At 63.4% G+C, this 24,548-nt stretch carries 24 protein-coding genes; 12 read left to right on the forward strand and 12 right to left on the reverse strand.

Annotation, left to right across the window (positions count from 1 at the left end; all coding sequences use genetic code 11):
* Nucleotides 1-316 precede the first annotated feature (316 nt).
* A complete protein-coding gene (locus VFW93_RS02395) occupies nt 317-865 on the forward strand; it encodes a PEP-CTERM sorting domain-containing protein (RefSeq protein WP_329692393.1) in 549 nt (182 codons plus the stop codon).
* 38 nt (nt 866-903) lie between these two features.
* Here the strand turns inward: VFW93_RS02395 and VFW93_RS02400 are convergent, their stop codons facing one another.
* The 3 genes from VFW93_RS02400 to VFW93_RS02410 are packed head-to-tail and all read right to left on the reverse strand — an operon-like array spanning nt 904 to nt 6,068.
* On the reverse strand, nt 904-3,720 hold the full coding sequence (locus tag VFW93_RS02400) for an ATP-binding protein (protein ID WP_329692394.1): 2,817 nt from the start codon (nt 3,718-3,720) through the stop codon (nt 904-906).
* Nucleotides 3,721-3,726: 6 nt separating this feature from the next.
* Nucleotides 3,727-4,554 (reverse strand): hypothetical protein, encoded by an 828-nt coding sequence (locus VFW93_RS02405; protein ID WP_329692395.1) that lies wholly within the window; start codon nt 4,552-4,554, stop codon nt 3,727-3,729.
* On the reverse strand, nt 4,551-6,068 hold the full coding sequence (locus VFW93_RS02410; RefSeq protein ID WP_329692396.1) for a hypothetical protein: 1,518 nt from the start codon (nt 6,066-6,068) through the stop codon (nt 4,551-4,553). The genes VFW93_RS02405 and VFW93_RS02410 overlap by 4 nt, the downstream gene beginning before the upstream one ends.
* A 109-nt stretch (nt 6,069-6,177) precedes the next feature.
* Between VFW93_RS02410 and VFW93_RS02415 the strand changes: the two genes are divergently transcribed.
* Nucleotides 6,178-6,549 carry a hypothetical protein gene (locus VFW93_RS02415; RefSeq protein ID WP_329692397.1) on the forward strand — a complete coding sequence of 124 codons (372 nt, stop codon included), beginning with the start codon at nt 6,178-6,180 and terminating at the stop codon, nt 6,547-6,549.
* Between the two features lie 3 nt (nt 6,550-6,552).
* Here the strand turns inward: VFW93_RS02415 and VFW93_RS02420 are convergent, their stop codons facing one another.
* Nucleotides 6,553-9,126, reverse strand: a complete 2,574-nt coding sequence (locus tag VFW93_RS02420) for a diguanylate cyclase domain-containing protein (RefSeq protein WP_329692398.1) — start codon at nt 9,124-9,126, stop codon at nt 6,553-6,555.
* 319 nt (nt 9,127-9,445) lie between these two features.
* Here VFW93_RS02420 and VFW93_RS02425 point away from each other — a divergent pair, with 319 nt between their 5' ends.
* The gene (locus VFW93_RS02425; RefSeq protein ID WP_290642764.1) at nt 9,446-9,634 is read left to right on the forward strand and encodes a hypothetical protein; all 189 of its coding nucleotides are present in this window, start codon (nt 9,446-9,448) and stop codon (nt 9,632-9,634) included.
* 36 nt (nt 9,635-9,670) lie between these two features.
* Here the strand turns inward: VFW93_RS02425 and VFW93_RS02430 are convergent, their stop codons facing one another.
* Nucleotides 9,671-10,294, reverse strand: a complete 624-nt coding sequence (locus tag VFW93_RS02430; RefSeq protein WP_329692399.1) for a lipocalin family protein — start codon at nt 10,292-10,294, stop codon at nt 9,671-9,673.
* Between the two features lie 181 nt (nt 10,295-10,475).
* Between VFW93_RS02430 and VFW93_RS02435 the strand changes: the two genes are divergently transcribed.
* The 6 genes from VFW93_RS02435 (at nt 10,476) to hisC (ending at nt 15,377) form a co-directional block, all read left to right on the forward strand.
* Nucleotides 10,476-12,329 (forward strand): ATP-binding protein, encoded by a 1,854-nt coding sequence (locus tag VFW93_RS02435; RefSeq protein WP_329692400.1) that lies wholly within the window; start codon nt 10,476-10,478, stop codon nt 12,327-12,329.
* Nucleotides 12,326-12,937 (forward strand): DUF1566 domain-containing protein, encoded by a 612-nt coding sequence (locus tag VFW93_RS02440; RefSeq protein WP_329692401.1) that lies wholly within the window; start codon nt 12,326-12,328, stop codon nt 12,935-12,937. The genes VFW93_RS02435 and VFW93_RS02440 overlap by 4 nt, the downstream gene beginning before the upstream one ends.
* 287 nt (nt 12,938-13,224) lie before the next feature.
* Nucleotides 13,225-13,446 carry a hypothetical protein gene (locus VFW93_RS02445; RefSeq protein ID WP_290673059.1) on the forward strand — a complete coding sequence of 74 codons (222 nt, stop codon included), beginning with the start codon at nt 13,225-13,227 and terminating at the stop codon, nt 13,444-13,446.
* A 14-nt stretch (nt 13,447-13,460) separates the two neighbouring features.
* The gene (infA, locus tag VFW93_RS02450) at nt 13,461-13,727 is read left to right on the forward strand and encodes a translation initiation factor IF-1 (protein ID WP_329692402.1); all 267 of its coding nucleotides are present in this window, start codon (nt 13,461-13,463) and stop codon (nt 13,725-13,727) included.
* 48 nt (nt 13,728-13,775) lie between these two features.
* Entirely contained in the window at nt 13,776-14,096 is a 321-nt protein-coding gene (locus tag VFW93_RS02455) for an RNA-binding protein (RefSeq protein ID WP_329692403.1), read from the forward strand.
* Nucleotides 14,097-14,303: 207 nt separating this feature from the next.
* Nucleotides 14,304-15,377 (forward strand): histidinol-phosphate transaminase, encoded by a 1,074-nt coding sequence (gene hisC, locus VFW93_RS02460; RefSeq protein ID WP_329692404.1) that lies wholly within the window; start codon nt 14,304-14,306, stop codon nt 15,375-15,377.
* Nucleotides 15,378-15,476: 99 nt separating this feature from the next.
* Here the strand turns inward: hisC and VFW93_RS02465 are convergent, their stop codons facing one another.
* Together VFW93_RS02465 and VFW93_RS02470 are read right to left on the reverse strand one after the other, a co-directional pair.
* On the reverse strand, nt 15,477-16,973 hold the full coding sequence (locus VFW93_RS02465; protein WP_329692405.1) for an NAD(P)/FAD-dependent oxidoreductase: 1,497 nt from the start codon (nt 16,971-16,973) through the stop codon (nt 15,477-15,479).
* A gap of 291 nt (nt 16,974-17,264) precedes the next feature.
* Complete coding sequence (locus tag VFW93_RS02470) at nt 17,265-17,990, reverse strand: glycine zipper 2TM domain-containing protein (RefSeq protein ID WP_329692406.1); 726 nt, start codon at nt 17,988-17,990, stop codon at nt 17,265-17,267.
* A 137-nt stretch (nt 17,991-18,127) separates the two neighbouring features.
* Between VFW93_RS02470 and VFW93_RS02475 the strand changes: the two genes are divergently transcribed.
* Nucleotides 18,128-18,793, forward strand: a complete 666-nt coding sequence (locus tag VFW93_RS02475) for a DsbA family oxidoreductase (protein ID WP_329692407.1) — start codon at nt 18,128-18,130, stop codon at nt 18,791-18,793.
* On the opposite strand, the gene VFW93_RS02480 is transcribed toward VFW93_RS02475, so the two are convergent.
* Nucleotides 18,794-19,042 (reverse strand): DUF3297 family protein, encoded by a 249-nt coding sequence (locus VFW93_RS02480; RefSeq protein ID WP_329692408.1) that lies wholly within the window; start codon nt 19,040-19,042, stop codon nt 18,794-18,796.
* A 121-nt stretch (nt 19,043-19,163) separates the two neighbouring features.
* Here VFW93_RS02480 and VFW93_RS02485 point away from each other — a divergent pair, with 121 nt between their 5' ends.
* The gene (locus VFW93_RS02485; protein ID WP_329692409.1) at nt 19,164-20,318 is read left to right on the forward strand and encodes a hypothetical protein; all 1,155 of its coding nucleotides are present in this window, start codon (nt 19,164-19,166) and stop codon (nt 20,316-20,318) included.
* A gap of 6 nt (nt 20,319-20,324) precedes the next feature.
* On the opposite strand, the gene VFW93_RS02490 is transcribed toward VFW93_RS02485, so the two are convergent.
* The 3 genes from VFW93_RS02490 to VFW93_RS02500 form a co-directional block, all read right to left on the reverse strand.
* Nucleotides 20,325-21,821 carry a M20 family peptidase gene (locus tag VFW93_RS02490; RefSeq protein WP_329692410.1) on the reverse strand — a complete coding sequence of 499 codons (1,497 nt, stop codon included), beginning with the start codon at nt 21,819-21,821 and terminating at the stop codon, nt 20,325-20,327.
* Nucleotides 21,822-21,922: 101 nt separating this feature from the next.
* Complete coding sequence (locus tag VFW93_RS02495; RefSeq protein ID WP_329692411.1) at nt 21,923-22,423, reverse strand: LEA type 2 family protein; 501 nt, start codon at nt 22,421-22,423, stop codon at nt 21,923-21,925.
* A 33-nt stretch (nt 22,424-22,456) separates the two neighbouring features.
* Nucleotides 22,457-22,735, reverse strand: coding sequence for a hypothetical protein (locus VFW93_RS02500; protein WP_329692412.1), 279 nt, complete (start codon nt 22,733-22,735; stop codon nt 22,457-22,459).
* Between the two features lie 80 nt (nt 22,736-22,815).
* Between VFW93_RS02500 and VFW93_RS02505 the strand changes: the two genes are divergently transcribed.
* Entirely contained in the window at nt 22,816-24,120 is a 1,305-nt protein-coding gene (locus VFW93_RS02505) for a TAXI family TRAP transporter solute-binding subunit (RefSeq protein ID WP_329692413.1), read from the forward strand.
* A gap of 42 nt (nt 24,121-24,162) precedes the next feature.
* On the opposite strand, the gene VFW93_RS02510 is transcribed toward VFW93_RS02505, so the two are convergent.
* The gene (locus VFW93_RS02510; RefSeq protein ID WP_329692414.1) at nt 24,163-24,525 is read right to left on the reverse strand and encodes a DUF1304 domain-containing protein; all 363 of its coding nucleotides are present in this window, start codon (nt 24,523-24,525) and stop codon (nt 24,163-24,165) included.
* Between the last annotated feature and the right edge of the window lie 23 nt (nt 24,526-24,548).

Below are 24,548 nucleotides of genomic sequence, written 5' to 3' on the forward strand. Positions count from 1 at the left end.
TCCTGGTCGAGCGGGAGCTGCTCAGTGGCGAGCTGATCGAGGTGCTGGCGCCGTTCGGTGGGCGCTCGCGGCCGTTTTCCATCGTCTACCCGAGCGCTCGGCATTTGCACAAGCGGGCGCGCCTGCTGGCCGATTTCCTGCTCGACAACCTGGGGCCCAACGCCCGATCAAGAGGCTGAGGGGCCATTGTCGGGCGGGGGGGCTCGGCCACACCCGGGTGTTGACGGAGGTCTGATCGTCGTTTTTGTTGCTACATTGGGTTGGCGCGCTTGCTCAGACTGGTCGCGCCTATTCAAATCAACTTTCAGGGAACCATATGTACCGCATCACCACTGTGATGCTGGCCGCCGCCGTGGCCAGCACAACCATGATGGCCTCGGCTCAGGCCGCAGGCGCCACGCCGCCGTATCTGGGTGACCTGGGCTATGGCGATCAAAGCATCGTGATCCAGCCTCTGGCGCCGTCAACCAATGCTTTCGTTTATGAAGCCCGGTTCAACCTGTTGCACGACAGTGCCTTGACAGGCGTCCTGACGGGCATCCGATCCGGTGCCGCCACCGTGACGGAAAGCTGGTTCAACGAAGCACTGGGCCAGACCGAATCGCGCACCTGGGCCAGAACCATCGCCTTCGATGGGCAGCCATTTGACCTGGGTACGCTGCCCGGCACCGCTGGTGTGGTCAGCATTTCGCCCAGCACTTACACCATCAGCTTGAGCGGCGTGCTCAGCGACAACGCTGCCGCAACGGGTGCCACGTTCAAGCTGTCAGTGACGCAGGCTGTGCCAGAGCCCGGCACCTGGGCCTTGATGGGCCTGGGCCTGGTCGGGCTGACCGTGGCCAGGCGCCGCCGTATCCTGGCGTAAGCGCTGGAGAGGCCCTTCTCAGGGCCTCTTGCCAACTATCAGTAAGCCTCAGGCGCCACACGGCGCTGCAGCACGCCGATCGGCGGGGCCCAGCGCGCGCCCTTGGGCTTCTTCGAGGTCACCAGGGTGACGTCTGCCGGCTCGAACACCTCGACGTTGTGCGTGATCGGTGTGGTCAGCACGTACTGCGCACGCGTGGAGCGCAGGAAGTGGCCGACCAGCTGGATGTTGCGCACGTCCAGGTGGGCAAAGGGTTCGTCGATGAACACGAAGCCGCCCGGGGTTTCGTCGTCCTTCATCAGGCCCACCAGCAGGATCAGCGACTTGATCACCTGCTGGCCGCCCGAGGCTTCGCCGTCGTTCAGGCCAATGCTGCCCTTGCCGTCGAAGTTGAAGTGCACGCGCAGTTCGGCCTGGCGCAGCAAGGCGTCATCACCATCCAGATGCGGCAGCTCGGCGTTGACTTCCACGCCGGCCAACTGGCCCAGTTCGATGATGTTCTTGCGGTAGCGGCGCACCGTGACCTTGAGCACATCGGTGTAGCGCTCTCGGGCGTTGTCCACCGCGATGGCGGCGGCTGCATTGCTCGATTTGCGCTGATTGAGTTCATCTTCCTGGCGCAGCACGTTGGCGTTCATCAGCGTGAGCTGTTCGATCACGGTGGGGTCGGTTTCCCACTTGCCTTCATTGAGTTCGCGCTCCACGGCTTCGGCCCGCAGGCGGGCCTGGGTGGCATTGCCATAGTGGCCCTGCATGTCCTTCACGCGTTCCGGCGTGCGCCAGTGGCGCGGCATTTGCAGCTTCACCTCGCGTGACATCACGGCCTGCGCCATCACGTCATCAAAGCGTTGCTGCCATTCGCGTTCGTGCTGGGCACTGCGCTGTTCGATGTGGGCCAGGCGTTCCTGTGCCTGCTTGTAGGCGTGCTGGGCATTGGTCTGTTCGACCACGGCGCGCTTGAGTTGCGTTTCCGTCTGTTGCCAGCGCTCACCCGCTTCGGCTCGTGCCTGCTTGAGCATGGGCAACTGGCGGCGGGCTTCGCTGAACTCGGCTTCGCGCTCGGCCAGTTCGGCCGCAGCGGTGAAGCCTTGCGCGGCCTTGCGGGCATCTTGCAACTGGCGATCGAAGAAGGCCTGATCGCGCACGATGCGGGTCATTTCTTCATCGAGCTGGGCCAGGCGGTTGTCGATCGAGGTGCGACGCGAGGCCACGGCGCTGGCGCCGAACTGGTACTGGCTGGGGTCCACCCAGACGGAGCGGCCGCCACGGCCATCGCGGTGATAGGCATCGGGCGTGATCCACTCACCACGGATCTTGACGCCGGCTTCCGTGTTGGCCACGCGCTGGATGTTTTCCAGCTGGCGTAGCAACCAGTGCGGGGCCGGGGCGCTGATCTTGAGCACGGCCAGCAGGCTGTCAGGATCGGGCTTGGCGGGTGCGTCTTCGGCTTCGGCCACGATGTAGTGGCGGAAGCGCTCCTTCTCGGCCAGGGCCATGGCCTGGGCTTCCTGCGAGGGGCGATCCAGCACCACCACCCAGCGGCTGCCGCGCAGCACGCCTTCGGCGGCGGCACGCCACTTCTCGTCGGTGATCTCGATGATGTCGCTCACCACATGGTGGGCGATGCCGGCCTCGTCCAGGGTGCGTCGGAAGCGTTGCACTTCGGGTGGCGGCGGGGCCAGGCGCTGGCCTTGCAGGCCGTTCAAGGCGCGCTGGGCCTCGTCGCGCTGGTCCTTCAGGCGCTGCCATTGGGTGGACAGCTGCTGCTTGTGGTCGCTGAGTTCTTGGATGCGTTGGGTGAGCTGTTGCGCGTCACCTTCCACGCTGGCCAGGCCTTGCAGCTCGTCAGCACGCTTGACCAGCAGCTCGATCGGGCGCTCGGCGTCGCGGGCTTCTTCCTGCACGCGGCGGGCGCTGCGCACTTGCGCCTCCAGCTCTTCCACGCGGGTGGCGGTGTCGGTCTGGTCCTGCAGGCGTTGCAGCAAGTCGGCCTTGACCTGGCCGTGCTGGCGGCGGTCGTCCGATGATTGCAGGCGTTGCTTGTGCAGATCTCGCAGCTTGCCGGCCAGGCTCTTGCGCGTCTCGAAGTTGCTCAGCACGGGCACGACTTCGGTGGCCAGGGTTTCGCGCTCCTGGCACTTGAGTTCCCACTGGCGGTAATTGTTGACGCGCGATTCGAGCTCGGCACGCTGGGCCTTGCCATGCGACAGCTCGCGCTCGGCGGCTTCCACTTCCTGCAGCAGCTGGCGCTGGTGGTTGCGGGCTTCGTCGTAGCGGTCGAGCACATCCTGGTCACCGAACACGTCGAACACCAGGCGCAGCAGCTCCTTGGGGCTGTATTCGCACAGGCGGTCGGTCTGGCCTTGCTCCAGCGCCAGCACCTTGGCGATGGCGCGGCTCAGGCCCGCACCTTCGAGGCGGCGGCGCCAGTTGTCGATGCCCAGCCAGTCGCGATCGCCACGGTCCACCAGCTCTTCAATGCTCACGTCGCCTTCGACCATGATGTAGCGGCGCGTCCAGTCGCCGCCATTGCGATCGATGCGGCAGGCCAGGGTCACCACGTCGCTGTACAGCAGGCAGCGGGCGAACGGCCGGTTCGACGACTGGCGGTTGCGCGGGCGGTTGTCCACCGTGGCGCGCAGCCAGGCGCTGTCGGCATTGGCGTGGCGGGCGTAGGTCTTGTAGTTGCGGCCCCCCGAGCAATCCAGGCCCAGCAGGGTGCGCATGGCATCCAGCAGGGTGGTCTTGCCCGAGCCATTGGGGCCGGCCACCGTGATGATGGCGCCGTCCAGCGGCAGGGTCAGGCGCTGGCAATAGTCCCAGTGCAGCAGTTCGAGGCTTTGCAGGTGAAACATCGGGGATCAGGCCAGGTCGGGTGAAGCGTGGGATGCGGTGTCGTCAGCGGGCTTGTCTGTCGCCTCGTCTGCATCGGCTCGAGCGGGAGCGGGCACCTCAGCCGTGGCGTCCTCCTCGATCTCGTCTTCCGGTATCTCTTCAAACTCTTCGAGCGGCGGCTGCGTGATCGCCAGGGGCAGGTTGCCCACCAGCTCCTTGGCTTGCGCCAGCACGTCACCCAGGGCACCTTGCAGGATGCGGGGTGCCAGGGCGTCGTAGTCGAGCAGCAGGTCCAGCAGCGGGCCTTCGGCCACGTCTTCGCCCTTGCGGACGATGAAGCCGTGGTTCTCCAGGCGCTTGAGGTTGGTGTCCAGGCGCGTCTTCTTGCCCAACTGGATGCCGAAGTCGGCCAGCAGGGCCTTGTACGACACCAGCGGGCTCACGCTGGCGGCCGTGGGGATGGGCTTGTCCTTGCCGAACATGTCGTTCTGATCGTCACCTTCGGCCTGGTTGGCGCGGGCGGCCTGCCGCTCTCGCTTGGGCAGGATGATCAGCGCCCACAGGATCACCAGCAGCGAGACGGCGTCACGGGGCAGGTCGATGTTGTTGTGGCTGTTGAGGCCGGCTTCGCCGAACACCGCGGTTTCAGCGGGGCGCAGCAGGGCCACGCTGACGTGGTCGGCGTAGATGTTGTCGATCAGGCGCAGGCCTACCTGGGCCAGGCGGTCTTGGGTGGCTTGCCACAGCTCGGCATCGATCAGGGCGCGCTTGACCTTGGGGTGCTGGCGCGGCAGCCAGCGGCGCGCGAGCAGTTCGGCGGCCAGCAGGGCCGCGTCGTCGAGATGGGAACTCATGCTTGTGCTTCGTTGGAATTCTGTGGGGCGCTGGAGGGGGCCGTGGCCTTCGCCCCTTTGGCGCGACCTTTGGGCTTGAGCTCCGGCTCAGGCCTGGGGCTCAGCACGATGGGCTCGCGGTCATCGACCGGCAGAGGAATGGGCTGGCCCTGCGCATCGAACTGGATGGGCTGGACGAAGCCGTCGCTGACCAGCGCCACCGCTTCATCCGTGGTGCCCACATGGTTTGGCTTGAACTGCCATTGCCAGGGGGCACGGGCCAGGTCGCCCGTGAGGCCTTTGAGCGTCTGGGCCTGCGCATCGCCCACCAGGGGCATGAGCTGCATCCGGTAGGCGGCTTGCGCAAATCGCCCGCCCAGGATGGCGTCCGACAAGGGGCGCGTGCCGGGCGCGGGGGCATCGAGGTTCAGCGCTTCACCTGCTGCTTCGGCTGCTGCCCGTTGGGCGGCTTCTTCCGTGGCCATTTCAGACCAGCGGTCCAGCAGGCTGATCAGGTTGCCCAGCTCGGGCGGCAGGCTGAGCGTGTCGAGCGTGCCGCTGGCGGCCTCTGCGGGTGGCGGCAGGCCGGCCAGGCCTTGCGCCACAGGCCGGTCACGCTCGAACTCGCCTTCGGCCACGTCGATCAGGTCATGCTGGCTGACCATGACCGGGCGCACAGGCACCGACAGGGCCTCGCCCATGATCTCCCACAGAGCCGGGTGGCGCTGCAGCCAGGCGCGCACATCGGAGGTGGTCAGGCCGGTGGAGCCCAGCGTCACGCGCTGGCGGTCGGCCTGTTGCAGTGCGCGCGTGAACTGGCTGGCCATGGACAGCAGGCGGGCCTGTTCCTGGCCGATGGCACGGGCTTCGCGCTCCAGGCGCGGGTCTTCGTGCTCCGCGCGGATCAGCGCGGTCAGGGCCTGGCCGGCGCGGTCGACCAGCTCCAGCGCACGGTCAAAGCGCGGCTGGGCCACGCGCAGGCGCGACTCCGAGCCGCTGGCAATGGCGTCCGAGAACTCGTCGTGCAGCCGCGCGAGCTGCGCATGCAGGTGCTTGAGCTGGTTGGTGCTCACCAGCCCCAGCTGCTGGGCCCCCGCCACCTGAGACAGCAGCGCGGCCATGTCGTCGTATTCCGCCGCTGGCGGCGTGGTCATCGGTGCCAGCAGGCCATGTACCTGTTGCGCCAGGGGTGACAGGTGGTAGTCCTGCGGGGTGGCGTCCCACACGAGTAGATTGATGTCTCGCAGGCGTTTGAGGACGGTTTCCAGCGCGTCCGGCAGCACGGCGTGGAAGAGGCGGTTCACATCGTCGCGTGACAGTCGGGCCTGAGGCTGGGCTGCCAGCTCCATGAAGCACCACAGGCGCAGCTGCACCATGGCTTGCGGGCCGTTGAACAGGCCTCGTAGCGCTTCCAGCAAGGCCTGGCGCTGGCTCAGGGCCCAGGCCAGTGGCTGGGCAGGGGCAAAGTCCGCATCTCGGAAGTAGCCCTCGAAGCTGGTGCTCTCGTGTTGTTCTGTCTGGGGCGCCTCGGTCATGGGGGGTGATTGTGCCGGAAGCCCGAGGCCGGGTTTTTACCGGTTTCACCCTGTTGCGGTGCCGGGGGCGTGCCAGAATCGAGCCCTTTTGCGTGAAGGGAGGTCCGTTGTGGATTTGAAAGTACCGATCAAGATTGCCGATGAACTGTCTGACGAGGTGATCAACGGGACCGGCTTGCTGGACTTGGCCAGCGGCGAAATTCACCGCGTGACCTATCAGGACTACGACGTGGACGTCGAAGGCCTGCCCGTGGACAGCGAGGATTACGAGTTCACCAGCGGCATCCTGTCGAACAACGGCAAGGACGTCGAGTTCGGCATCAAGGTCAACAAGACCACCGGCCAGTACTCGGTGACCGCCGACGAACTGCTGGAGATCAAGACGCGCGCCGCGGCCCTGTTTGCAGGCCTGTCGGCCCAGGACATGCTGGCCAGCGCCGACGCCAAGTCCGGCAAGAGCAGCAAGGGCGGCAAGCAATAAGCCTCAGGCCACGTCCACCGGGCGGTTGAGCCGCCGGTGGTGGCCCGGATCAGGCAGGCTGGGGCCGAGCACCTTGTTGCGGCCCGAGCGCTTGGCTTCGTACAAGGCCTTGTCGGCGGTGGCAAACAACGAGATGCGGTCCATCCCGTCTTGCGGGATCAGGCTGGCCACGCCGATGCTGACCGTCACATGGCGTGAAGGCGCGTAGTCATGGGCGATGCAGGCCTGGCTGATCGTCTGGCGAATGCGCTCGGCCAGTTGCAGAGACTCGCCCAGTGAGCCGCCCGGCAGCAACACGCCGAATTCTTCGCCACCCAGGCGAGCGGCCAGGCCTTTGTCTGCCTGCGCTGTCTTGCTGATGAGTGCCGCCACCAGCTTGAGGCATTCATCCCCGGCCAGGTGGCCCAGCTTGTCGTTGTAGAGCTTGAAGTGGTCCACATCGATGATGAGCATGCCCAGCGGGCGCTGGTCGTCGAGGCACTCGCCCCAGATGCGGTCCAGATCGTCTTCGAACTGGCGGCGATTGCAGATGCTGGTGAGCGGGTCCACCACCGAGAGGGCCTTCAGGCGCTGGCTGGCGGCCAGCAGGGCGTCGCGCTGCAGACCGTCGATGCGCGCCAGCAGCCACTCCTTGCGCAGACCGTGCTCCAGCGTGTAGGCCAGGATCAGGGTGTAGACCATGTTGTTGACGATCATGAACAGGTTGTCGCCATACACGATCTCCTGCACCGGACCAACCGGCTTGAGCAGCAGCGCCACAGCCAGTGAGGTGATCACCGAAGGCACGCAGGTGAACCAGAAGGGCTGACGGGCTGCCACCCCCGAGAACATCGGGATCAGCATCAGGCAGACGGAGTAGCTCAGCGTGGAAGTGAGCTGGCTCTTCGAAAAGACCCAGGTCGACACCAGCGCGACCGTGGCCGTGCTCAAGCTGTAGAGCGCCTCTCGCCACAGAGGCCGGGGCGTGAACCAGATGAAGGTGGTCAGCAGCAGGACCCAGGCGCTGACCCACACCTGGAAATTCAGCACCGAATCCTGGATGTCGCCGAACATCGAGCGATTGAGGATGGCCGACACATTGAAGATCAACAGGCCAAGCAAGGAAGTCAGGGCCAGCTGTTTGCGCCGGGGCTCGGCGTTGTGTTGGATGTAGGCGGCCTCAAGCGGCTCCGGAAAGCGCAGGCTCAGGAAGTGCCCTTCCAGCGTTTCCTGGCAACGCTCCTCGTCGGCTTCGGCCTGGTCGTCAACCGGGGGCGCCAGGTTCTCTGCCGGTATCGGGCTGGCCAGTTGTACGGGGCTGTTGTCGGCCTGATCGGATGGCAGTTCGGTGCACAGCCGGTTGCGGCCCTGGGCCTTGGAGCGGTACAGCGCGCGGTCGGCACGGTCTTGCAGGCTTTGGGGCGTATCGCGTGGCTCGGCCTGCCAGTTCGCCAGCCCGACGCTGATGGTCACGTGGTCGGCCACCGTGGAGTCACGGTGTGGCATGCGCAAAGCAGCCACAGCTGTGCAGACGCTCTCGCCGGCATGCTGCGCCTGATGGGGCGTGTGGTCAGGCAGGATGAGTGCGAACTCTTCGCCACCGAGCCGGGCCACACTCCCACCATGAACCTTGGCCTGCGTCGCCAGCACGCGCGCGATCTCGATCAGGCAGGTGTCCCCGGCAGGGTGGCCATGGCTGTCGTTGTAGCGCTTGAAGAAGTCCACGTCGATGGCCAGCAGGGCCAGTGGTACTTGGTCCCAGGTGGCTTTGTCGATGGCCTGCTGCAAGGTGGCATCGAACTGTCGGCGATTGTGGAGCCCCGTGAGCGGGTCCTGGGTCGACAGCAGCTGCAGCTGGGCGGAGGTCTGGAGCAGGGCTTCACGTTGATGCTGTTCCACGCGGCGCAGCAACCAGTTGCGCCGTTCGCGGTGCTCGAAGGCATAGTTGGCCGTCAGACCAAAGACGAAGCTCATGGCCATGAGATGGCGCAGGCCTGTGGCCATCTGGGCCTGCTCGGGCGTGAAGCCTTTCACGAACAGCACGTAGGCGCCAAAGGTGATCAGCGCCGAGCTGAGCGACCAGTAAAAGCGCAGACGAGCCGCGATGCAGCTGTACATCACCGGGATGGCCGCCATGGCCGAGTGCGTGATGGCCGTATCGGCGCGGCTGGCCGTGGCCATCCAGATCACCAGCAGGCTCATGGCCGTACCCAGCAGCGTGGTGATGAACTCGGCGTGCCAGCCTTGGCGAACGCGTGTGGGGCTCAGCCAGGTGGCCAGCAGCCCGGCCATGGCCAGTGCCATCCACACCCAGACAAGGCGCCAGACCAGGGCGGCGATTTCCGGTGTGGCTTCGTTGACGTTGCCCGATCCCAGCACCACGCCCAGGCACCCCAGCAGTGCACATGACACCAGCAGTCTGCGGCGGGGTTCCAGCGTGTCGGCGGCGAACTCGGCTTCCAGCGCCTTGGGAAAGCGCAGCCACAGATGACCTCGAGCGAGTGTGGCTTCGGCTGATTCAGGCGCAGCCGTGCGCACGGGTTCAACCGTGTCACGACGCAAGGTGTCGTCACGATGAAGACGTACGATCTGGTTCACAGCCCGTTATCGGCACGAAACCGGTCAAAACTGAGGCCGCGGAGACCTGCATCGGCTGTGCGGTAGGCCATGGCGTGGTACTTCCCGAGTCTGGCCTGGATCGGCCCGGCATTTATTTTTCTGATCCGATCAGGCTAACCGAGCCGATGTATCCGGTCAACGCACCCCCGAATCGGGGTGTGTTTTTCTGACCAAGTCCTGAATTAATACGCTCAGGCGCGTGTACTCCTCTTCACGGAGGGCTTCACGCCATGCGATAGTGATCTGGCGCACCGAACGTTTTTTGTTCGCAGCCGCTTGCCGTTGAAAGGGGGACCCCATGCAGTTACTGGACGAGATGCTCTCTCTGAACCTGCTGACACCTGAGCAACACCACGAGATCGGCGCCTGGGTCAGCCGCTCGAAGACACCCGACAAGATCATGCAGATGCCCGCACATCTGTGGCGGGCGCTGGAGATGGCCAGCGTGCTGATGGACTTCGACGTGCCGCAGGCGATGCGGCATTAGCGATCGATCCCTTCTTGGTGAACGCATTGCCGCCCTTCATGGCAGCGGCGACTGATCCTCTTCCTGCAGCTTGCCGGGGTCGTAGCCCTGTTGTTGCAGTTGTGCATGGATGTGGGCGCGGTCTGCTGCGGCCAGGGTGGGCGTGCGCGACAGGATCCAAAGGTAGTCTCGACCGGGCTCGCCCACGACGGCGTAGCGGTAGTCATCTGCCAGCTGGATCACCCAGTACGAAGCCCATACAAACGGCAGCCACGATAGCCAGGCCGGTGCGAAGCGCACCTCCAGCATCGAGGGGCTGCCTGCCGGCCCTGTCGGGATCCCCAGCAGACGCGGCTGCCTGACTCTGGCTTGTGCCACGGCTTTGCTGACCTTGCCTTCATGGGTCAGGCATTGATTGGTCACGCTGACCTGGCCCGTGTCATCCAGCGCGTAATCCGCTGTGGTGTGGCCGGCGCACTGCTTTTGAAAGACGTTGGGGTAGTAGGCAATCTGGTACCACCGACCCTGGTAGCGAGCAAGGTCCACGGACGGCACTGCTTGCAGCGGTCCTGCTGGGGCCGCCATCGTGGTGGTGGCCAGTACCGTTGAACCGAGGGCCATGGCCAGGAGGGCCTGGCGGCTCGCCGTGCGTGCGCGGATTGAGACGCGTGGTGATGTCATGAGCGCTGCTTCTGGCGAGTGGGTTGATGTGCGCCAGCATAGGGCAAACGGACGCCCGCTTTCGCCTGGCGCAACGCGTCATTGCGGCTGCACAAGCTGTGCAGTTCTTCACGTCAGCAATGCACGCCGATGTGTAAACCCCTGTTTGGTAAGAGGGCGGGGTGCCGATGAGTGAAAGGATATGCCCGTCCTGTCGTCGTCGTTCAACTCTGCCAGCAATCCGGCCTCGCCGGAGATGATGGCGCGTGTCGACAAGGCGCGTGAGCAGGCCATGCACGAGTTGCTGCCCAACGCCATGTTGTTCAGCATGATCTGCACCTTGGGAACGTCGCTGGTGCTGCAGAGTCGTGTGCACCATCCGGGGCTGGAGTTCTGGATGGTGGCGCGCATGCTGTTGGGCAGTGCGCGCTATGGCTATTCGGCCTTGTTCTTGCTCAAAGGCAACAGGCAACCCGGTCAGACCTTGGCGATCTACCGACTGTTGACCGCGCTCGATGGCCTGTCGTGGAGCTTTCTGGGGTGGGGCTTGACCCCGTTGGATCAGCTGGATGTGGCCGTGGTCACCATCAGCGTGATCATCGGTGTGGCGACCCTGGGCACCTTCATTCTGCATGTGGACTGGCCCTCCGTGGCGGGGTTCGTGTCAGCCATGATGCTGCCCAATCTGTTCTTTGCCCTGGCGCGCCATGATGACCTGGGCGTGTATTGCTCTGTGGCATTGTTTGGGACCTGGGTGATCCTGCTGTCGGAGGGGCGCAGATCAAACCGGCGCATCAAGGAACTGCTGGCCTTGCGCTTTCAAAGCGAGCAGGTGGCCTTGATTCGCGAAGAGGCCTTGCAACAGGCCAAGGCACTGAGCGAAGCCAAGAGCCGCTTCGTGGCCACCATGAGCCACGAAATGCGCACCCCCTTGCATGGCATCCTGGGTTTGACACGGCAGTTGCGTGCCCGTGAGCGCGACATGCAAAGCTTGCGACAACTCGATCTCATCAAAGGCTCGGGCGAGCACCTGGTCAACGTCATCAACGACATCCTGGATTTCTCCAGCATCGAAGCAGGCAAGCTGCCTATCCATGCGCAGCCCTTCAATCTGCGCACCCTGCTGCAGGAGATGGTCGAGACCTCGCGCGTCAATGCGCAGGAGCGTGGCCTGAGCCTGTATGCCACGCTGGACATCGGCCATGAGTTCGATGTGTTTGGCGACCCGGTGCGCTTGCGCCAGGTTCTGCATAACTTGCTGGGCAACGCCATCAAGTTCACGCAGCAGGGTTTCGTGAAGATCAGCGCACAGCACGACGCCTTGAACGGTCAGTTGCACGTACAGGTGCAGGACTCCGGTGTGGGCATCCCTGCGGCGGACGTGGCGCGCGTGTTCGAGGCTTTCCATCAGGCCGAAGGCACCTACCAGCGGCGCTTTGGCGGCACGGGCCTGGGCCTGACCATTTCGCGTGACCTGTGCCGAGCCATGGGCGGCGAACTGAACTGCGTCAGTGAAGTAGGCAAGGGTTCCGTGTTCAGCTTCGCGCTGCCTTTGCCTGTTCACCAGGAGGTGCCAGGCCTTCAGGATGCGGGTGCCGACGCAGCACAGGCTGACGAGGTGGCCGAGACGCAGCATCTGTTCAAGGATGCGGCGCCCCATGTGCTGCTGGTGGAAGACAACCCTGTCAACGCCATGATCGCCGAGGCAGAGCTGAAGACACTGGGTGTGGACGTGACCGTGATCGACAACGGGCAAGCGGCCGTGGACTGGCTGGCACGCGAGCAGGCGGATCTCGTTCTGATGGACTGCGAAATGCCCGAGATGGATGGCTTCGAGGCCACCCGCCTGATTCGCGAGCAGGAAAGCCAGCTGCGCAAACCACCTGTGAGCATCATCGCCCTGACCGCCAATGGCAAGGATGTGTATGCCGAGCGCTGCCGCAAGGCGGGCATGAACGATCACCTGGCCAAGCCTTTCAGGCCGATTGATCTGGCGCGCGCGCTCAAACGGCATTTGCGATTGCGCAGACAGTCCTTGCGACCGGTGAGAACATGAAAGCCCTGACCTGCCTTGTCTTGTCACTGATGACCGCGAGCGCTGTGGCGCAAGGGCCGGCTGCGCATCTGACCATCTCCGCCGATGGCGAGACGGTGATCGATGCGCAGGCAGGCATGGCCTGGTCACGTTGCGTCGAAGGCATGCGCTGGAACGGCAAGACCTGCGAGGGTGAAGCGCTGCTGGCCACCCACAAGGAAGCCTTGAACCTGGCTGCCGACCGGCGCAAGGCTGATGGCGAGGACTGGCGCGTGCCGCGCGTCACCGCACTCAGGCAACTGGCCTTTGACATGCAGGCCTTGCGCGATGGCGGCCGCTCGCGCTTTCCCCGTGCGCCTGAAGGATGGCACTGGGCGGGTTCGGCCAATGTGGACAGCTCGGCGCCCGTGGTCAACCAGTACAACTATGGCAACCTGAGCCAGGGCCGTACCAGCGAGAACACCAACCGCATGGCCTTCCTCCATGGATGGGCCGTGGACCTGGACACCGGCGAGGCCAGAGGCGATTTCCTCAAACGCACCACACGCCTGCCTGTCAGATTGGTGCGCTTGCTCAGTGTGGAAAAAAAATGCAAGCAGGATTGCCCAAGGCCTGATATATTGCGCTAATAGAGCTGCGATCTGCTTACCTTTGCAGCCTTCATCGTCTGATCCACGATTCGACGCGCGCAGCGCCCTCATAGCTCGATCAGACTGTCGACCCGAGATGTCTTCGCGGTCGCGCACTCAATCGGCGAGCTTCACTCTGGTCTGCACCTCCTTCTAGACCAGATCAAACCCCCACCCCTTTTTCTGCAATCTGGCGATCGGGATGTCGAGCCCTCACAGGCTCAATCCACGCCGATTGCTTGTCTTTATTGACCTGCACGGTCGCATGAGCGACGCGTGCCATTGAAGTGAACATTTCTCAAGCCAACGCACTCTCCATCGGCAAGTACCTCTTGTCGCCGCTCGTCAAACTCACCGACTCCGGTCGGTACGCTGCGTCCGTTTCGGTTCGCAGTGGCCGTGGCTGTGGCACCCATGACCGGATCTTCCGGTTCGTGCCGTCTTTCGCCACTTGCGAAGAAGCCACCCGCTACGCCCTGTCCCAAGGCCGCAGCCTCATCCCTGCCTGAACACAAGGAAATACGTGTCCAAAGAAGATCTGATTGAAATGCGCGGCCAGGTTGACGAAGTCCTGCCTGATGCCCGTTTCCGTGTGACGCTTGAAAACGGTCACAAGCTCATCGCCTACTCGGGCGGCAAGATGCGCAAGAACCGCATCCGCATCCTGGCGGGTGACAAGGTGTCGCTCGAACTCTCTCCTTACGACCTGTCCAAAGGTCGCATCACTTTCCGTCATTTGGAGCCCCGCACGGGTGGCGGGCCCATTCCTGCGCGACGGCCTTACCGCTGATCCGCACAGGTTTTTCTCTCACTCATTTCTCTCTTGAAAGATTCCATCATGGAAAACAAACTCTACGTCGGCAACCTGGCCTACTCTGTCCGCGACGACAGCCTGCAACAAGAAATGTCTGCCTACGGCAGCGTCATGTCCGCCAAGGTCATGATGGACCGTGACACCGGTCGTTCGAAGGGCTTCGGCTTTGTCGAAATGAGCTCGGCTGACGAAGCCCAGGCCGCCATCCGTGGCCTGCACGGCAAGACCGTTGACGGTCGCGCCCTGGTCGTGAACCTGGCCCGTCCCAAGGAAGATCGTCCTTCGGGCGGCTTCGGTGGCGGCAACGGTGGCGGTGGCTACCGTGGTGGCCGCAGCTCTTACTGAGCTGCCACTCGTGCCATACTGAGCCCATGAGCATGCAGGCTTTGGTCGCTTTGTCGCATCACCACCATCACCATGGTTCGCCATGGCGCCGTGGTCATGCCTGCACGCTCTTCTTGCAACGACCTTGAGAACATCAAGCAGCAAGTCAAGCTCAGACAACACCCGAAGGCGCCGCAAGGCGCCTTTTTCATTGGCGAGGCACTTTTCATGAGTCGATTCTGGAGCCCCCTGGTCCAACAGTTGAAGCCTTATGTGGCGGGCGAGCAGCTCGATCTGCCCGATCTCATCAAGCTCAACACCAACGAGAACCCCTATGGCCCGGCACCCGAGGTGCTGGCAGCGATCGCCCAGGCCAATGCCGACAGCCTGCGGCTGTACCCGGATCCCGGTGCGGTGGCGCTGCGCCACACGATCGCGGCGCACCATGGTGTGCGAGCGGAGCAGGTCTTCGTGGGCAATGGTTCGGATGAGGTGCTCGCTCACGCCTTTGCGGCCTTCTTTCGCCAGGGCTTGCCGCTGCTGATGCCCGATGTGAGCTATAGCTTCTATCCGGTGTATGCCCAGCTCTATGGCATCCCTGTCGAGACTGTGCCGGTGAACGCGGATTTCAGCATCGATGTGCAGGCCTATGCCCGCCCGGGCGGTGATGTGGGCGGCGTGGTGATCGCCAATCCCAATGCGCCGACCGGCATGGCCTTGCCGCTTGAACAGATCGAGCGTCTGCTGAACTTGTGGCCCGATCGCGTCGTGCTGATCGACGAGGCCTATGTGGACTTTGGCGGTGAGAGTGCCGTGAGCCTGCTGGCGCGCCATCCCAATCTGCTGGTGGTGCAGACGCTGTCCAAGTCGCGTGGGCTGGCAGGTTTGCGGGTGGGTTACGCCATCGGGTCACCGGCCTTGATCGAAGGGCTGTCGCGCATCAAGGGCTGCTTCAACTCCTACCCATTGGACCGACTGGCGCAGGCAGGGGCGCAGGCCTCTTTTGAAGCGGATGTCTACTTCAGGACCACGTGCGAGCGCGTGATGCAAAGCCGGGTTCATCTGACCGAGGGGCTGCGTGCGCTGGGCTTCGAGGTGCTGCCGAGCTCGGCCAATTTTGTCTTTGCGCGGCACCCTCTTCGTGATGCCGCTGAGCTGGCCCAGGCCTTGAAGTCTCAGGCCATTCTGGTGCGTCATTTCAAGCTGCCTCGCATCGATCAGTTCCTGCGCATCACGGTGGGCACCGGCGCGCAATGTCATCGGCTGCTGGATGTGCTGGCACAGATGCAGGTGCATCGCTGAATGGCGCTCACCCATGAAAAACGCCCCTGGAGAAGGGGCGTTTTGTGGGGGACGGTGAAGTCTGACGTGTCGCGAGCCAATCTATTGCGGGCCCGATGATCAGGTCGCGTAGCGCTGTTGCGGCTCCACCTGCACAGGTCGCGCCACCTTGTGGGGCTTGGAGAAGGTCATCACGCCATCTTCCAGCTTGCCGTTGTGCAACTGTTCCTTGTCCAGCGCGTAGTTCTGATAGAGCTTCCAGGGCGCGCGGTCGGCGCCCTTGGGCAGATGGGCTTCGGCGCGGGCCACATAACCCGAGGTCATGTCCAGCAGTTGCGTGGGCTTCACATTGGGATCACGACGCGCCACGGCGATGCGTGTGCCGGTCTTGTCCATGTGCTTGATCAGGCGGCACACGTATTCGGCAATCAGGTCGGCCTTCAGTGTCCAGGAGGCATTGGTGTAGCCCAGCGTGTTAGAGAAGTTGGGCAGGTCGCTGAACATCAGGCCCTTGTAGGAGATGTGCTGGCTCATGTCCACGGGGGCGCCGTCCACCGAGATGGCCATGCCGCCGAACAGGCGCAGGTTCAGGCCGGTGGCGGTGACGATGATGTCGGACTCCAGCACCTGGCCGGACTTCAGCAGGATGCCCTTGTCCACAAAGCGGTCGATGTGGTCGGTGACCACGGAGGCCTTGCCCTTGCGCAGCACCTTGAACAAGTCGCCATTGGGCACGGCGCACAGACGCTGGTCCCACGGGTTGTAGGGCGGCGTGAAGTGCTTCATGTCGAAGTTCGGGCCCACCTGCATCTTCACCTGCTTGAGCAGGAACTTGCGCACGGCATTGGGGTACTTGCGCGACAGCTTGAAGATCAGCTGGGTGATGAAGTTGTTGCGGGCGCGGCTGATGTTGTAGACCGTCATGTCCGGCAGGAACTTCAGCAGGAAGCGCACCATCGGGTCGAACTGCGGCACCGAGATCACATAGCTGGGCGTGCGCTGCAGCATGGTCACGTGCTGGGCCTTGTCCGTCATCGATGGGATCAGGGTGATGGCGGTGGCGCCCGAGCCGATCACGGTCACGCGCTTGCCGCTGTAGTCCAGGTTCTCCGGCCAGAACTGGGGATGGATGATCTGGCCCTTGAAGTCGTCACGCCCCTTGAACTCGGGTGTGAAGCCTTCTTCGTAGTTGTAGTAGCCCGAGCACATCATCAGCCAGTTGCAGGTGAGTTGGGCGGTCTCGCCGTTCTTCTTCTGCACGGTCAGCGTCCACTTGGCAGTTTCGCTGTCCCAGGCTGCCGCGGCCACCTTGTGGCCGAAACGGATGTGCTTCTGGATGCCGCCATCACGGGCGACTTCCTGGATGTAGTTGCGGATGCGGTCGCCGTCGGCGATGACCTTGGGCTCGGTCCAGGGCTTGAAGTTGTAGCCCAGGGTGTACATGTCCGAGTCGGAGCGGATGCCGGGGTAGCGGAACAGATCCCAGGTGCCGCCGATCGTGTCGCGCCCTTCCAGGATGGCGAAGCTCTTGTCCGGACATGCTTTGCGCAGGTGCCAGGCGGCGCCGATGCCAGACAGGCCGGCGCCCACGATCAAGACGTCTAAGTGTTCGGACATGCGATTTGTCTCCTGCTGGTCCAGTGAAGGCAAGACTTGTTTTGTAGCCCACGACGCCTCAAGGCTCGAAGGCACTTTGTCACTGGATCGCGATTGACCTTGATCAAGTGACAAAACGGTGTCGCAATGTATATCTGGAAAGATGCATTGTCAAATGGGATTCCTGTGCGAGTCTTGCTTTGTCGCGTGGGATGCCCTTTTGGCGGCAAAAACGACAACGCCCCCAGGGCGGGGGCGTTGTGATCGGGCCAGGGCTGCCCGCAGGTGCCGAGAAGTCTCGGCGGTTGCCGCTTACAGCGGGCGCAAGGTCTTGCCGTCCACTTCGACGCGCGCGCCAACTGCGGGTTGGGTGCTCTGGGTGAAGGTGCGGGTGCTGCCGTCGTCCATGCGCACTTGAACTTCATAGACGGTGGACGCCTTTTGCTGCTTTTCGACTTCATTGCCTGCCAGGCCGCCACCAATGGCACCCAGCACGGTCATCGCTGTCTTGCCGCTGCCCTTGCCCATCTGGTTGCCCACCAGGCCACCCAGCACGCCACCTGCCACGGCGCCCACACCGGAGCCCTGGCCCTTTTGCTGGACCGCGCGCACGGATTCGATCACGCCGCAGTTGGCGCAAGTGGGGGCAGGGGTGGCCTGCTGGGTGTAGGGCGCATCGCTGGTGGATGCATCACCTGCCTGATTGGCGCTGCCGCTGTTGGACGACTGATGCTTGCTGTGCTTGGGCGTGTTGTGCTGGGCCACAGGTGCGTTGCCAGCGGAGGCTGCGACTGCGGGCGACACACCGGTGACCAGGGCCTCCGCTGGGGCGCTGCCAGCCGACGTGGGGGCCAGAGATTGTTGCTCGATGGCGGGGATGTCTGTTGCGGCGACTGTGTCGGTGTTCGCAGACGGGTTGCGCAGCCACATGCCGGCCGCCAGACCCACGCCCACCAGTGCGACGCCACCCGCGGCAAACATCGCCTTGCGGGGGATCTTGAGCGTGACAGCGGATGAATCGTTGTGGGTTTCGGACATGAACTACTCCTGACAAAGAAAAGGGGGACAAGCTATCAACGCACGAGCATGCCCCGCGGATGTCATGGGCTTGTGTTCAAACGTAAATGTTTTTGTGATGCGGCTGTGTACGATGGCGACCCGATCATTTGTGGGCGATGCGCATGCAACAGTTCAAGATTGACTTTGTCTCGGACGTGTCCTGTCCGTGGTGTGCCATCGGGCTGGCGGCGCTGGAGCTGGCTCTGGCCCGCGTGCAGGGCGACATCGCGGCGACCATCCACTGCCAGCCGTTCGAGCTGAATCCGGCGATGGCGCCTGGCGGCCAGGACATCACCGAGCACCTGTCACAGAAGTACGGTTCGACGGCCGAGCAGCAGGCGCAGATCCGCGCCACCATCCGTCAGCGTGGGGCCGACGTGGGCTTCGAGTTCAATGCAGATGGGCGCGGGCGCATCTACAACACGTTTGATGCGCACCGCCTGTTGCACTGGGCGGGTATCGAGCAACCCGATTTGCAGCTGCCCTTGAAGAAGGCCTTGTTGCTTGCCTGTCATCGGGACCGTCAGGCCATGGATCAGCCGTCTGTCTTGCTGGAGGCTGTGCGCCTGACGGGCCTGGACGTGGCGCGAGCACAGGAGGTGCTGGAGCGCGCTGAATTCTCGCAAGAGGTCCGCGAGGCCGAGCAGCTCTACACGTCCAGCGGGATCCATTCGGTGCCGGCTGTCATCATCAACGACCGCCATCTGATTTCAGGCGGCCAGCCTGTGGCGGTGTTCGAGCAGGCTTTGCGTCAGATTGCTGCCGAAGCGCCTGCTGCCTGATTACTTGTAGAACACCTCGACCTTGCCCTTGAGTTTGATCAGCAAGGCCTTGCCCTTGCGGTCAACCTTCTTGCCCGCGGCAACCTTGATCCAGCCTTCGCTGATGCAATATTCCTCGACATCCATGCGCTCCTTGTCATTGAAGCGGATGCCGACATCGCGTTCAAACACCGATGCGTTGAAGTGAGGGCTGCTGGGGTCGATGGACAGGCGATCGGGCAGGGCGGGGGCTTGTTGGTTGTCGCTCATGTGAAGTTGGGGCTTTTGTACCGGATGGGTGCGCATTTTCCCGCAAATCCGCGTGAGCCCGCGCTAAGCTTGAAAGCGGGCGCTTGATGCGCTGTCTCCACCCTTGTTTTACGGAGTCCGAATGGCCTCGTCGAAGCCGCTGCGTTGTCTCATTGCCTTTGCGCTTTTGCCTTCCCTGTTGGCTCAGGCGGGTTCTGGCCCCGCCGCCTCTGCCAAGCCTGCTACACCCGCCTGCCGAGCCGAGCGTCTGCAATGGGGTGTCAATGTGCACCAGCCGATTGACCAGTGGCCCAAGGTGCAGGAGGTGATCGCTCCGCGTGGCCTGACGCGCGTTCGGCTTGACATGTGGGCCAAGGACAGCAAGCGCAACATGCAGATGCGGGCCTTTGCAACGAAGCTGCGCAGTCAGGGCATCGAGGTGTCAGCCGTCCTGTTTGACTCGTATGCCAATGGCTATCCCGCAGCCCAGAACTGCGATGTTGATCTGGCGGTGGTGGAACAGAGCGCCTACAAGGAGATCTCGCAGTACATCGCTCAGGTCGATGACGTGATCCACGATTTCGAGTTGCTCAACGAGATCCCGCTGTATCCCAACATCAAGACGATGCTCAGCAAGGGGCACGATGCAGCCGACTTCGACACGCCTTGTGGGCGACTGCAGGCCGCCAATCTGCGAGGCATGTCCCGCGCCATCGTGGACGAGCGCAAGCGCACTGGCCTGCCTTTGCGCATCATTCTGGGAACCGTGGCGCGCTCATTCGGTTTCTACAAGTTCATGCAAAGCCAGGGTGTGAGCTTCGATGTGGTGGGCTACCACATCTACCCGATCGACAAGAACAAGTCGCTGGATCAGGACCCCTGGTTCGGCGACGGTGGCGCCCTGGGGCAACTGGCCCGGTTCAACAAGCCGATCCATATCAACGAGTTCCACTGCGGCGAGATCTACAAGCCGACCTTCGAGAACAAGGCCGACCAGCCGGAAACTGAAACCTGCCTGCGTAGCGTGGCGCGCCATCTCAAGGACATCGCCAACTTCAAAGGCGGGCGCATCGAGTCGGTCTACATGTACGAATTGACGGATGAGCCTCGCAAGCACGCGCCAGAGAACCGCTTTGGCCTGATGTACGACCTGGATACACCCAAGGTCGGTCTGTTTCTGTTGACGGCCTTTGCCGGCGGCAAGTTGTCGGAGCCGGAGCAGCGTGAGCTCACGCGGCGTCAGCTGCTGACACCAGCACAGATCGCTGCCTGGTCGGGTTGCGGCGCGCGGCCCTGAGCTGGCTCAGAACTGATCCGTGTTGCGCAGCAGTCGCTCGTAGAACTGGATCATGCCGACGTAGTTGTCCTGGCCGATGCGTTCATTGGTGCCATGAAAGCGTGCCAGATCAGGCTGAGATGCGTGCACGGGTGAGAAGCGGAAGGTGGCGTCGCTCACCTTGGCGAAGTGTCGCGAGTCCGTACCGCCCACCAGCAGGCCGGGGGCCACGACGATCTCTGGCTGCAACTCGCGCAGCGTGTGGGCCAGCAAGCGGTAGGCTGGTGTCTGGCTGCTGGAAACGGGAGAGGCTTCCGTGACTTGGGGTTGTCGCCCCACCTCCACGTTCAGGCCTGATACCACTTGTTTGACATGCTGCACCACGTCCTCGCTGCGGTCGCCTGGCAGCAGCCTGAAATTGACCAGCGCCGTGGCCACACCGGGCAGCACGTTCTCTCGCTCACCTGCTTTGAACACGGTGGCCACGGTGGTGGTGCGCAGCATGGCGTTGGTCGAGGGCGTCTTTTCGAGCTGCCTTGTGACCAGAGGGGCTGTCAGCCACAGGTTGCTCAACAACCATCGGGTCGGGCCCTCCATCTCAGGCGCAACCGCTTCAAACATGTCGCGGGGCAGGCCCGTGAGGTGGGGCGGCATCTGCTGCGTCTCAACCCTGGCCACCGCTTCGCTCACCAGGCCGATGGCGCTGCGCATGGGTGGCATGCTCGTGTGGCCTGGTTGGCCATGCGCGGTCAGGCTCACGGTGAGGTAGCCTTTTTCTGCCACGCCGATCAGGGCCACGGGCTTTCGCACGCCGGGCACCATGCCGTGCGTGATCAACAAGCCCTCATCCAGTGCAAAACGCAGGCGAACGCCTTGTTGCTGGAACCACGAAGCGATCAAGTGGGCGCCATCTTCGCCGCCGACTTCTTCATCGGCGCCAAAGGCCAGGTAGACGGTTTGCCGAGGCTGGAAGCCTGATTGCAGCAGCATCTCGACCGCTTCCATGATGGCCATCAGGTTGCCCTTGTCGTCCCAGGCACCACGGCCCCAGATGAAGCCGTCTTTCAAGGCGCCCGAGAAAGGGGGCTCCTGCCAGTCTTTCTCGGTACCAGGTGCCACCGGCACCACATCCTGATGCGCCAGCAAGGCAATGGGCTGGGCCTTGGGGTCACGCCCTGGCCAGGTATAGAGCAGCGCATGTTTGCCAAAGCGCTGCACCTGCAGGGCCGCGTGGGCCTTGGGGAAGCTGTCAGCCAGGAGCCGATGCAGCGCCTCAAAGGCCTGGGCGTGCTGGTCGGTGGGTGTCCAGACTGTGGGCTGTTGAACAGCTGCGCTCAACCTGCGAGCGGCGGCGTCGGCATCCACGGCCACGCCGGGCCTGGTTGCCACCGTTGTCTGCGTTGTCGAGAGGCGCCATGTGTGCCAGGCCATCACGGCCAGGAGGACCAGCAGCGTGGCCGCCATGAACAGCGCCACGCGCAGCAGCAGGCGCCCGCGCTGTGCAGGCATGGAGGACAGTGACATCGCGTGGGCCCCGTTTGCAGATGAGTTGGCGCCGAGCATAGCGCGCCCTGCCTGCGGTTCACCCGGGCGATGTCCTCGGATCTCCCCTCATGGCCGCGGGCTTAGCGCGGTATCAGGCCCTTGGGCAATTCCATTTCGCCATTGGACGCGAAACGCACGCCGCCGCCCAGGCCGCTGCTGGCAAGTCGGCCACGAAGGGCATATTCAATGCGCGTATTGGCATTGATCCCGTTGCCGCTGGCGAGGCCGGCCACCTGGCGCAATACGGCGAAGGCCGACACCGAAACGGGGACCGCGATCAAGGCTTCACCGAAACGCGGGATGCTGCCTTTTTCACTGCTTACACCGCTGGCAAAGCTGCTGCCGCGCAAGTCGAGTTCCACCGAAATGCCGTCGTAGTCCACGGTGGATTCGGTGGGGTTCTGTACGCGCAGCTTGAGCGCCAGGCGGGCTTCCATCAGCTCACCTGGCAAGGGGTCGAGGCCCACCACGGTGACGCGCACGGACTCTCGATCAAGCAGATTGGCGCAGCCGGTCAGTGCCAGACCAATGCCAGTTAGCGCGAGTGCGCGCAGGCAGGTGCGTCGACCTGGATTCAACATGGTGAGGGTTCCTTCTGCGGATGCGGTTGGTGATCAGGCCAGTGTCTTGGGCGGGTTGCCGGATTCCGGCGGACCGCCTCGGTGTGATTTCGTCCAGCTGTAGTCGGCCGGCAGTTCGTCACTCACGCCTGGTTTGCTGACGCAATCACCCAGTTCGGAGTTCATGACCACATGGCTGTTGAGGGGGCGGCCGTCGGCGTCCCTGTCCTTGCGGCGAGCTTCCGCATAGGCGAGCGCAGGCAGCAACTGGTCGTCGCTGAAGTGTTCGACGAAAGGGCGGCCATTGCTCAGCCAGTACACAACGATGCTCATGGACAGGTCCGTTCGGTATCAATGCGAAATCATGGTGCAGTGTAGGACCACTAAGATGCCGGTTTCACTGATGAGCATTTATGGCTGTAAAGAACTGGTCCCGCTGGGCATCGCTTGACTTCTGGCTGACGCTCGTCGGCTCGTTGGCCCTGATCGCGCTCGCTTTCTGGGGTGCCAGCAAGTTCATTGCGCCGGCTCCGCCCGGCCGCATCGTGATGACGGTCGGGCAGGAGGGTGGTGCCTACGAAGGGCTGGCCAAGGACCTGCAGCTGCTGCTCGCCCAAAGCAGCGTCAAGCTGGAGCTGCGCACCACAAGAGGTGCGCGCGAGGATCTGGATCTGCTCAACGATCCGAACTCCGGCGTGACGCTCGCGGTGGTGCAGGGTGGGGTGGCCACGGAAGCCGACGGCAACGACTTGATGAGCCTGGCCTCGCTCTATCGAGAGCCCGTGTGGGTGTTCCATCGACAAGGGCTGAAGCTGGATCGGCTCAGTGGGCTCAAGGGACGATCCCTGTCCATCGGGCCCCAAGGCAGCGGTGTGCGCACCTTGTCCGTGCAATTGCTCAAGGCCAATGGGGTGGACGAGGGCAACACGCACCTGGCCGACCTGCCCTCCGAAGAGGCCGCACAACAGCTGATCGATCGCAAGCTGGACGCGATCATGGTGGTGGGTGCGCCGGAGTCCAACCTGATCCACAAGCTGATGAAGCAGTCGGGTGTGCGCTTGATGGACTTTGCACAGGCCGAAGCCTATTCGCGCCAGTTCCCCTTTCTGGCCCGCATGGTGTTGCCCATGGGCAGTTTTGATCTGATTCGCAACATCCCGGATCACGATGTGACGCTGGTGGCGCCCACCGCCAATCTGGTGGTGCGTGATGACATCCATCCCGCCTTGATCGATCTGTTGATGGAGGTGGCCACGGACATCAGTTCGGACGCCAGCATGCTGCATCGCGAAGGCGAGTTCCCTTCACCCAAGGGCGTCGACATCCCCTTGAGTGATGACGCTGCGCGCTACATGAAGAACGGCCCTTCGTTCCTGCACAAGTACCTGCCGTTCTGGATTGCCGTGTGGGCTGATCGCTTGCTGGTGCTGTTGATCCCCGTGGTGGCCGTGCTCGTGCCGGTGGTGCGCCTGGCGCCAGCCGCGTATGCGTGGCGCGTGAAGTCTCGCATCTACCGTTGGTACGGCAAGCTCAAGCAACTGGAGTTCGACCTGGATCTGGAAGGCAGCCAGCTCGACAAGACGGAGGCCATGAAGCGACTCGATGACATCGAGCGCGGCGTCAGCCACATCCGGACACCGCTGGCATTTTCCGAGAACCTCTACAACCTGCGCGCGCACATCGAACTCGTGCGCCATCGCCTGAGCAAGCTGGCCTGATCAACAGGCTGTCGGTTCCGGACGCAAAGGCCCCGCCTTTGTTCAGGCTGGCATCAGCCAGACCAGCGCCAGCCCGATGGCCGCGGGCAGCGCCTGGATGTAGAGGATCTTGCGGCTGGCCGTGATGGCGCCAAACACGCCAGCCACCACCACGCAGGCCAGAAAGAAGATCTTGATGTGGTTGCCCGGAGCGCCAAGCAGCAGCCCCCACAGCAGTCCCGCAGCCAGAAAGCCGTTGTAGAGCCCCTGGTTGGCGGCCAGCACCTTGGTGGCCTGCGCCTGTTCCAGCTTCTGCCCGAAGGCTTTCAGGCCTGCTGGTTTGGTCCACAGGAACATTTCCAGCACCAGGAAGTAGACGTGCAGCAGCGCCACAAGTCCGATCACGATGTTGGCGGCGAAGGTCATGGTCGGGCTCCGGTCTGATCTGA

It is taken from the genome of Aquabacterium sp., assembly GCF_036279675.1.
Classification (GTDB): Bacteria; Pseudomonadota; Gammaproteobacteria; order Burkholderiales; family Burkholderiaceae_C; genus Aquabacterium.

What these genes read in the sequence shown, in the direction of transcription:
- VFW93_RS02470 (WP_329692406.1), bottom strand. Translation starts at nt 17,990, where the DNA reads ATGTCCGAAACCCACAACGATTCATCCGCTGTCACGCTCAAGATCCCC.
- hisC (WP_329692404.1), top strand. Translation starts at nt 14,304, where the DNA reads ATGAGTCGATTCTGGAGCCCCCTGGTCCAACAGTTGAAGCCTTATGTG.
- VFW93_RS02400 (WP_329692394.1), bottom strand. Translation starts at nt 3,720, where the DNA reads ATGTTTCACCTGCAAAGCCTCGAACTGCTGCACTGGGACTATTGCCAG.
- VFW93_RS02440 (WP_329692401.1), top strand. Translation starts at nt 12,326, where the DNA reads ATGAAAGCCCTGACCTGCCTTGTCTTGTCACTGATGACCGCGAGCGCT.
- VFW93_RS02490 (WP_329692410.1), bottom strand. Translation starts at nt 21,821, where the DNA reads ATGTCACTGTCCTCCATGCCTGCACAGCGCGGGCGCCTGCTGCTGCGC.
- VFW93_RS02455 (WP_329692403.1), top strand. Translation starts at nt 13,776, where the DNA reads ATGGAAAACAAACTCTACGTCGGCAACCTGGCCTACTCTGTCCGCGAC.
- VFW93_RS02495 (WP_329692411.1), bottom strand. Translation starts at nt 22,423, where the DNA reads ATGTTGAATCCAGGTCGACGCACCTGCCTGCGCGCACTCGCGCTAACT.
- VFW93_RS02505 (WP_329692413.1), top strand. Translation starts at nt 22,816, where the DNA reads ATGGCTGTAAAGAACTGGTCCCGCTGGGCATCGCTTGACTTCTGGCTG.
- VFW93_RS02435 (WP_329692400.1), top strand. Translation starts at nt 10,476, where the DNA reads ATGCCCGTCCTGTCGTCGTCGTTCAACTCTGCCAGCAATCCGGCCTCG.
- VFW93_RS02465 (WP_329692405.1), bottom strand. Translation starts at nt 16,973, where the DNA reads ATGTCCGAACACTTAGACGTCTTGATCGTGGGCGCCGGCCTGTCTGGC.
- VFW93_RS02475 (WP_329692407.1), top strand. Translation starts at nt 18,128, where the DNA reads ATGCGCATGCAACAGTTCAAGATTGACTTTGTCTCGGACGTGTCCTGT.
- VFW93_RS02500 (WP_329692412.1), bottom strand. Translation starts at nt 22,735, where the DNA reads ATGAGCATCGTTGTGTACTGGCTGAGCAATGGCCGCCCTTTCGTCGAA.
- VFW93_RS02480 (WP_329692408.1), bottom strand. Translation starts at nt 19,042, where the DNA reads ATGAGCGACAACCAACAAGCCCCCGCCCTGCCCGATCGCCTGTCCATC.
- VFW93_RS02430 (WP_329692399.1), bottom strand. Translation starts at nt 10,294, where the DNA reads ATGACATCACCACGCGTCTCAATCCGCGCACGCACGGCGAGCCGCCAG.
- VFW93_RS02410 (WP_329692396.1), bottom strand. Translation starts at nt 6,068, where the DNA reads ATGACCGAGGCGCCCCAGACAGAACAACACGAGAGCACCAGCTTCGAG.
- VFW93_RS02425 (WP_290642764.1), top strand. Translation starts at nt 9,446, where the DNA reads ATGCAGTTACTGGACGAGATGCTCTCTCTGAACCTGCTGACACCTGAG.
- VFW93_RS02510 (WP_329692414.1), bottom strand. Translation starts at nt 24,525, where the DNA reads ATGACCTTCGCCGCCAACATCGTGATCGGACTTGTGGCGCTGCTGCAC.
- VFW93_RS02405 (WP_329692395.1), bottom strand. Translation starts at nt 4,554, where the DNA reads ATGAGTTCCCATCTCGACGACGCGGCCCTGCTGGCCGCCGAACTGCTC.
- VFW93_RS02395 (WP_329692393.1), top strand. Translation starts at nt 317, where the DNA reads ATGTACCGCATCACCACTGTGATGCTGGCCGCCGCCGTGGCCAGCACA.
- VFW93_RS02485 (WP_329692409.1), top strand. Translation starts at nt 19,164, where the DNA reads ATGGCCTCGTCGAAGCCGCTGCGTTGTCTCATTGCCTTTGCGCTTTTG.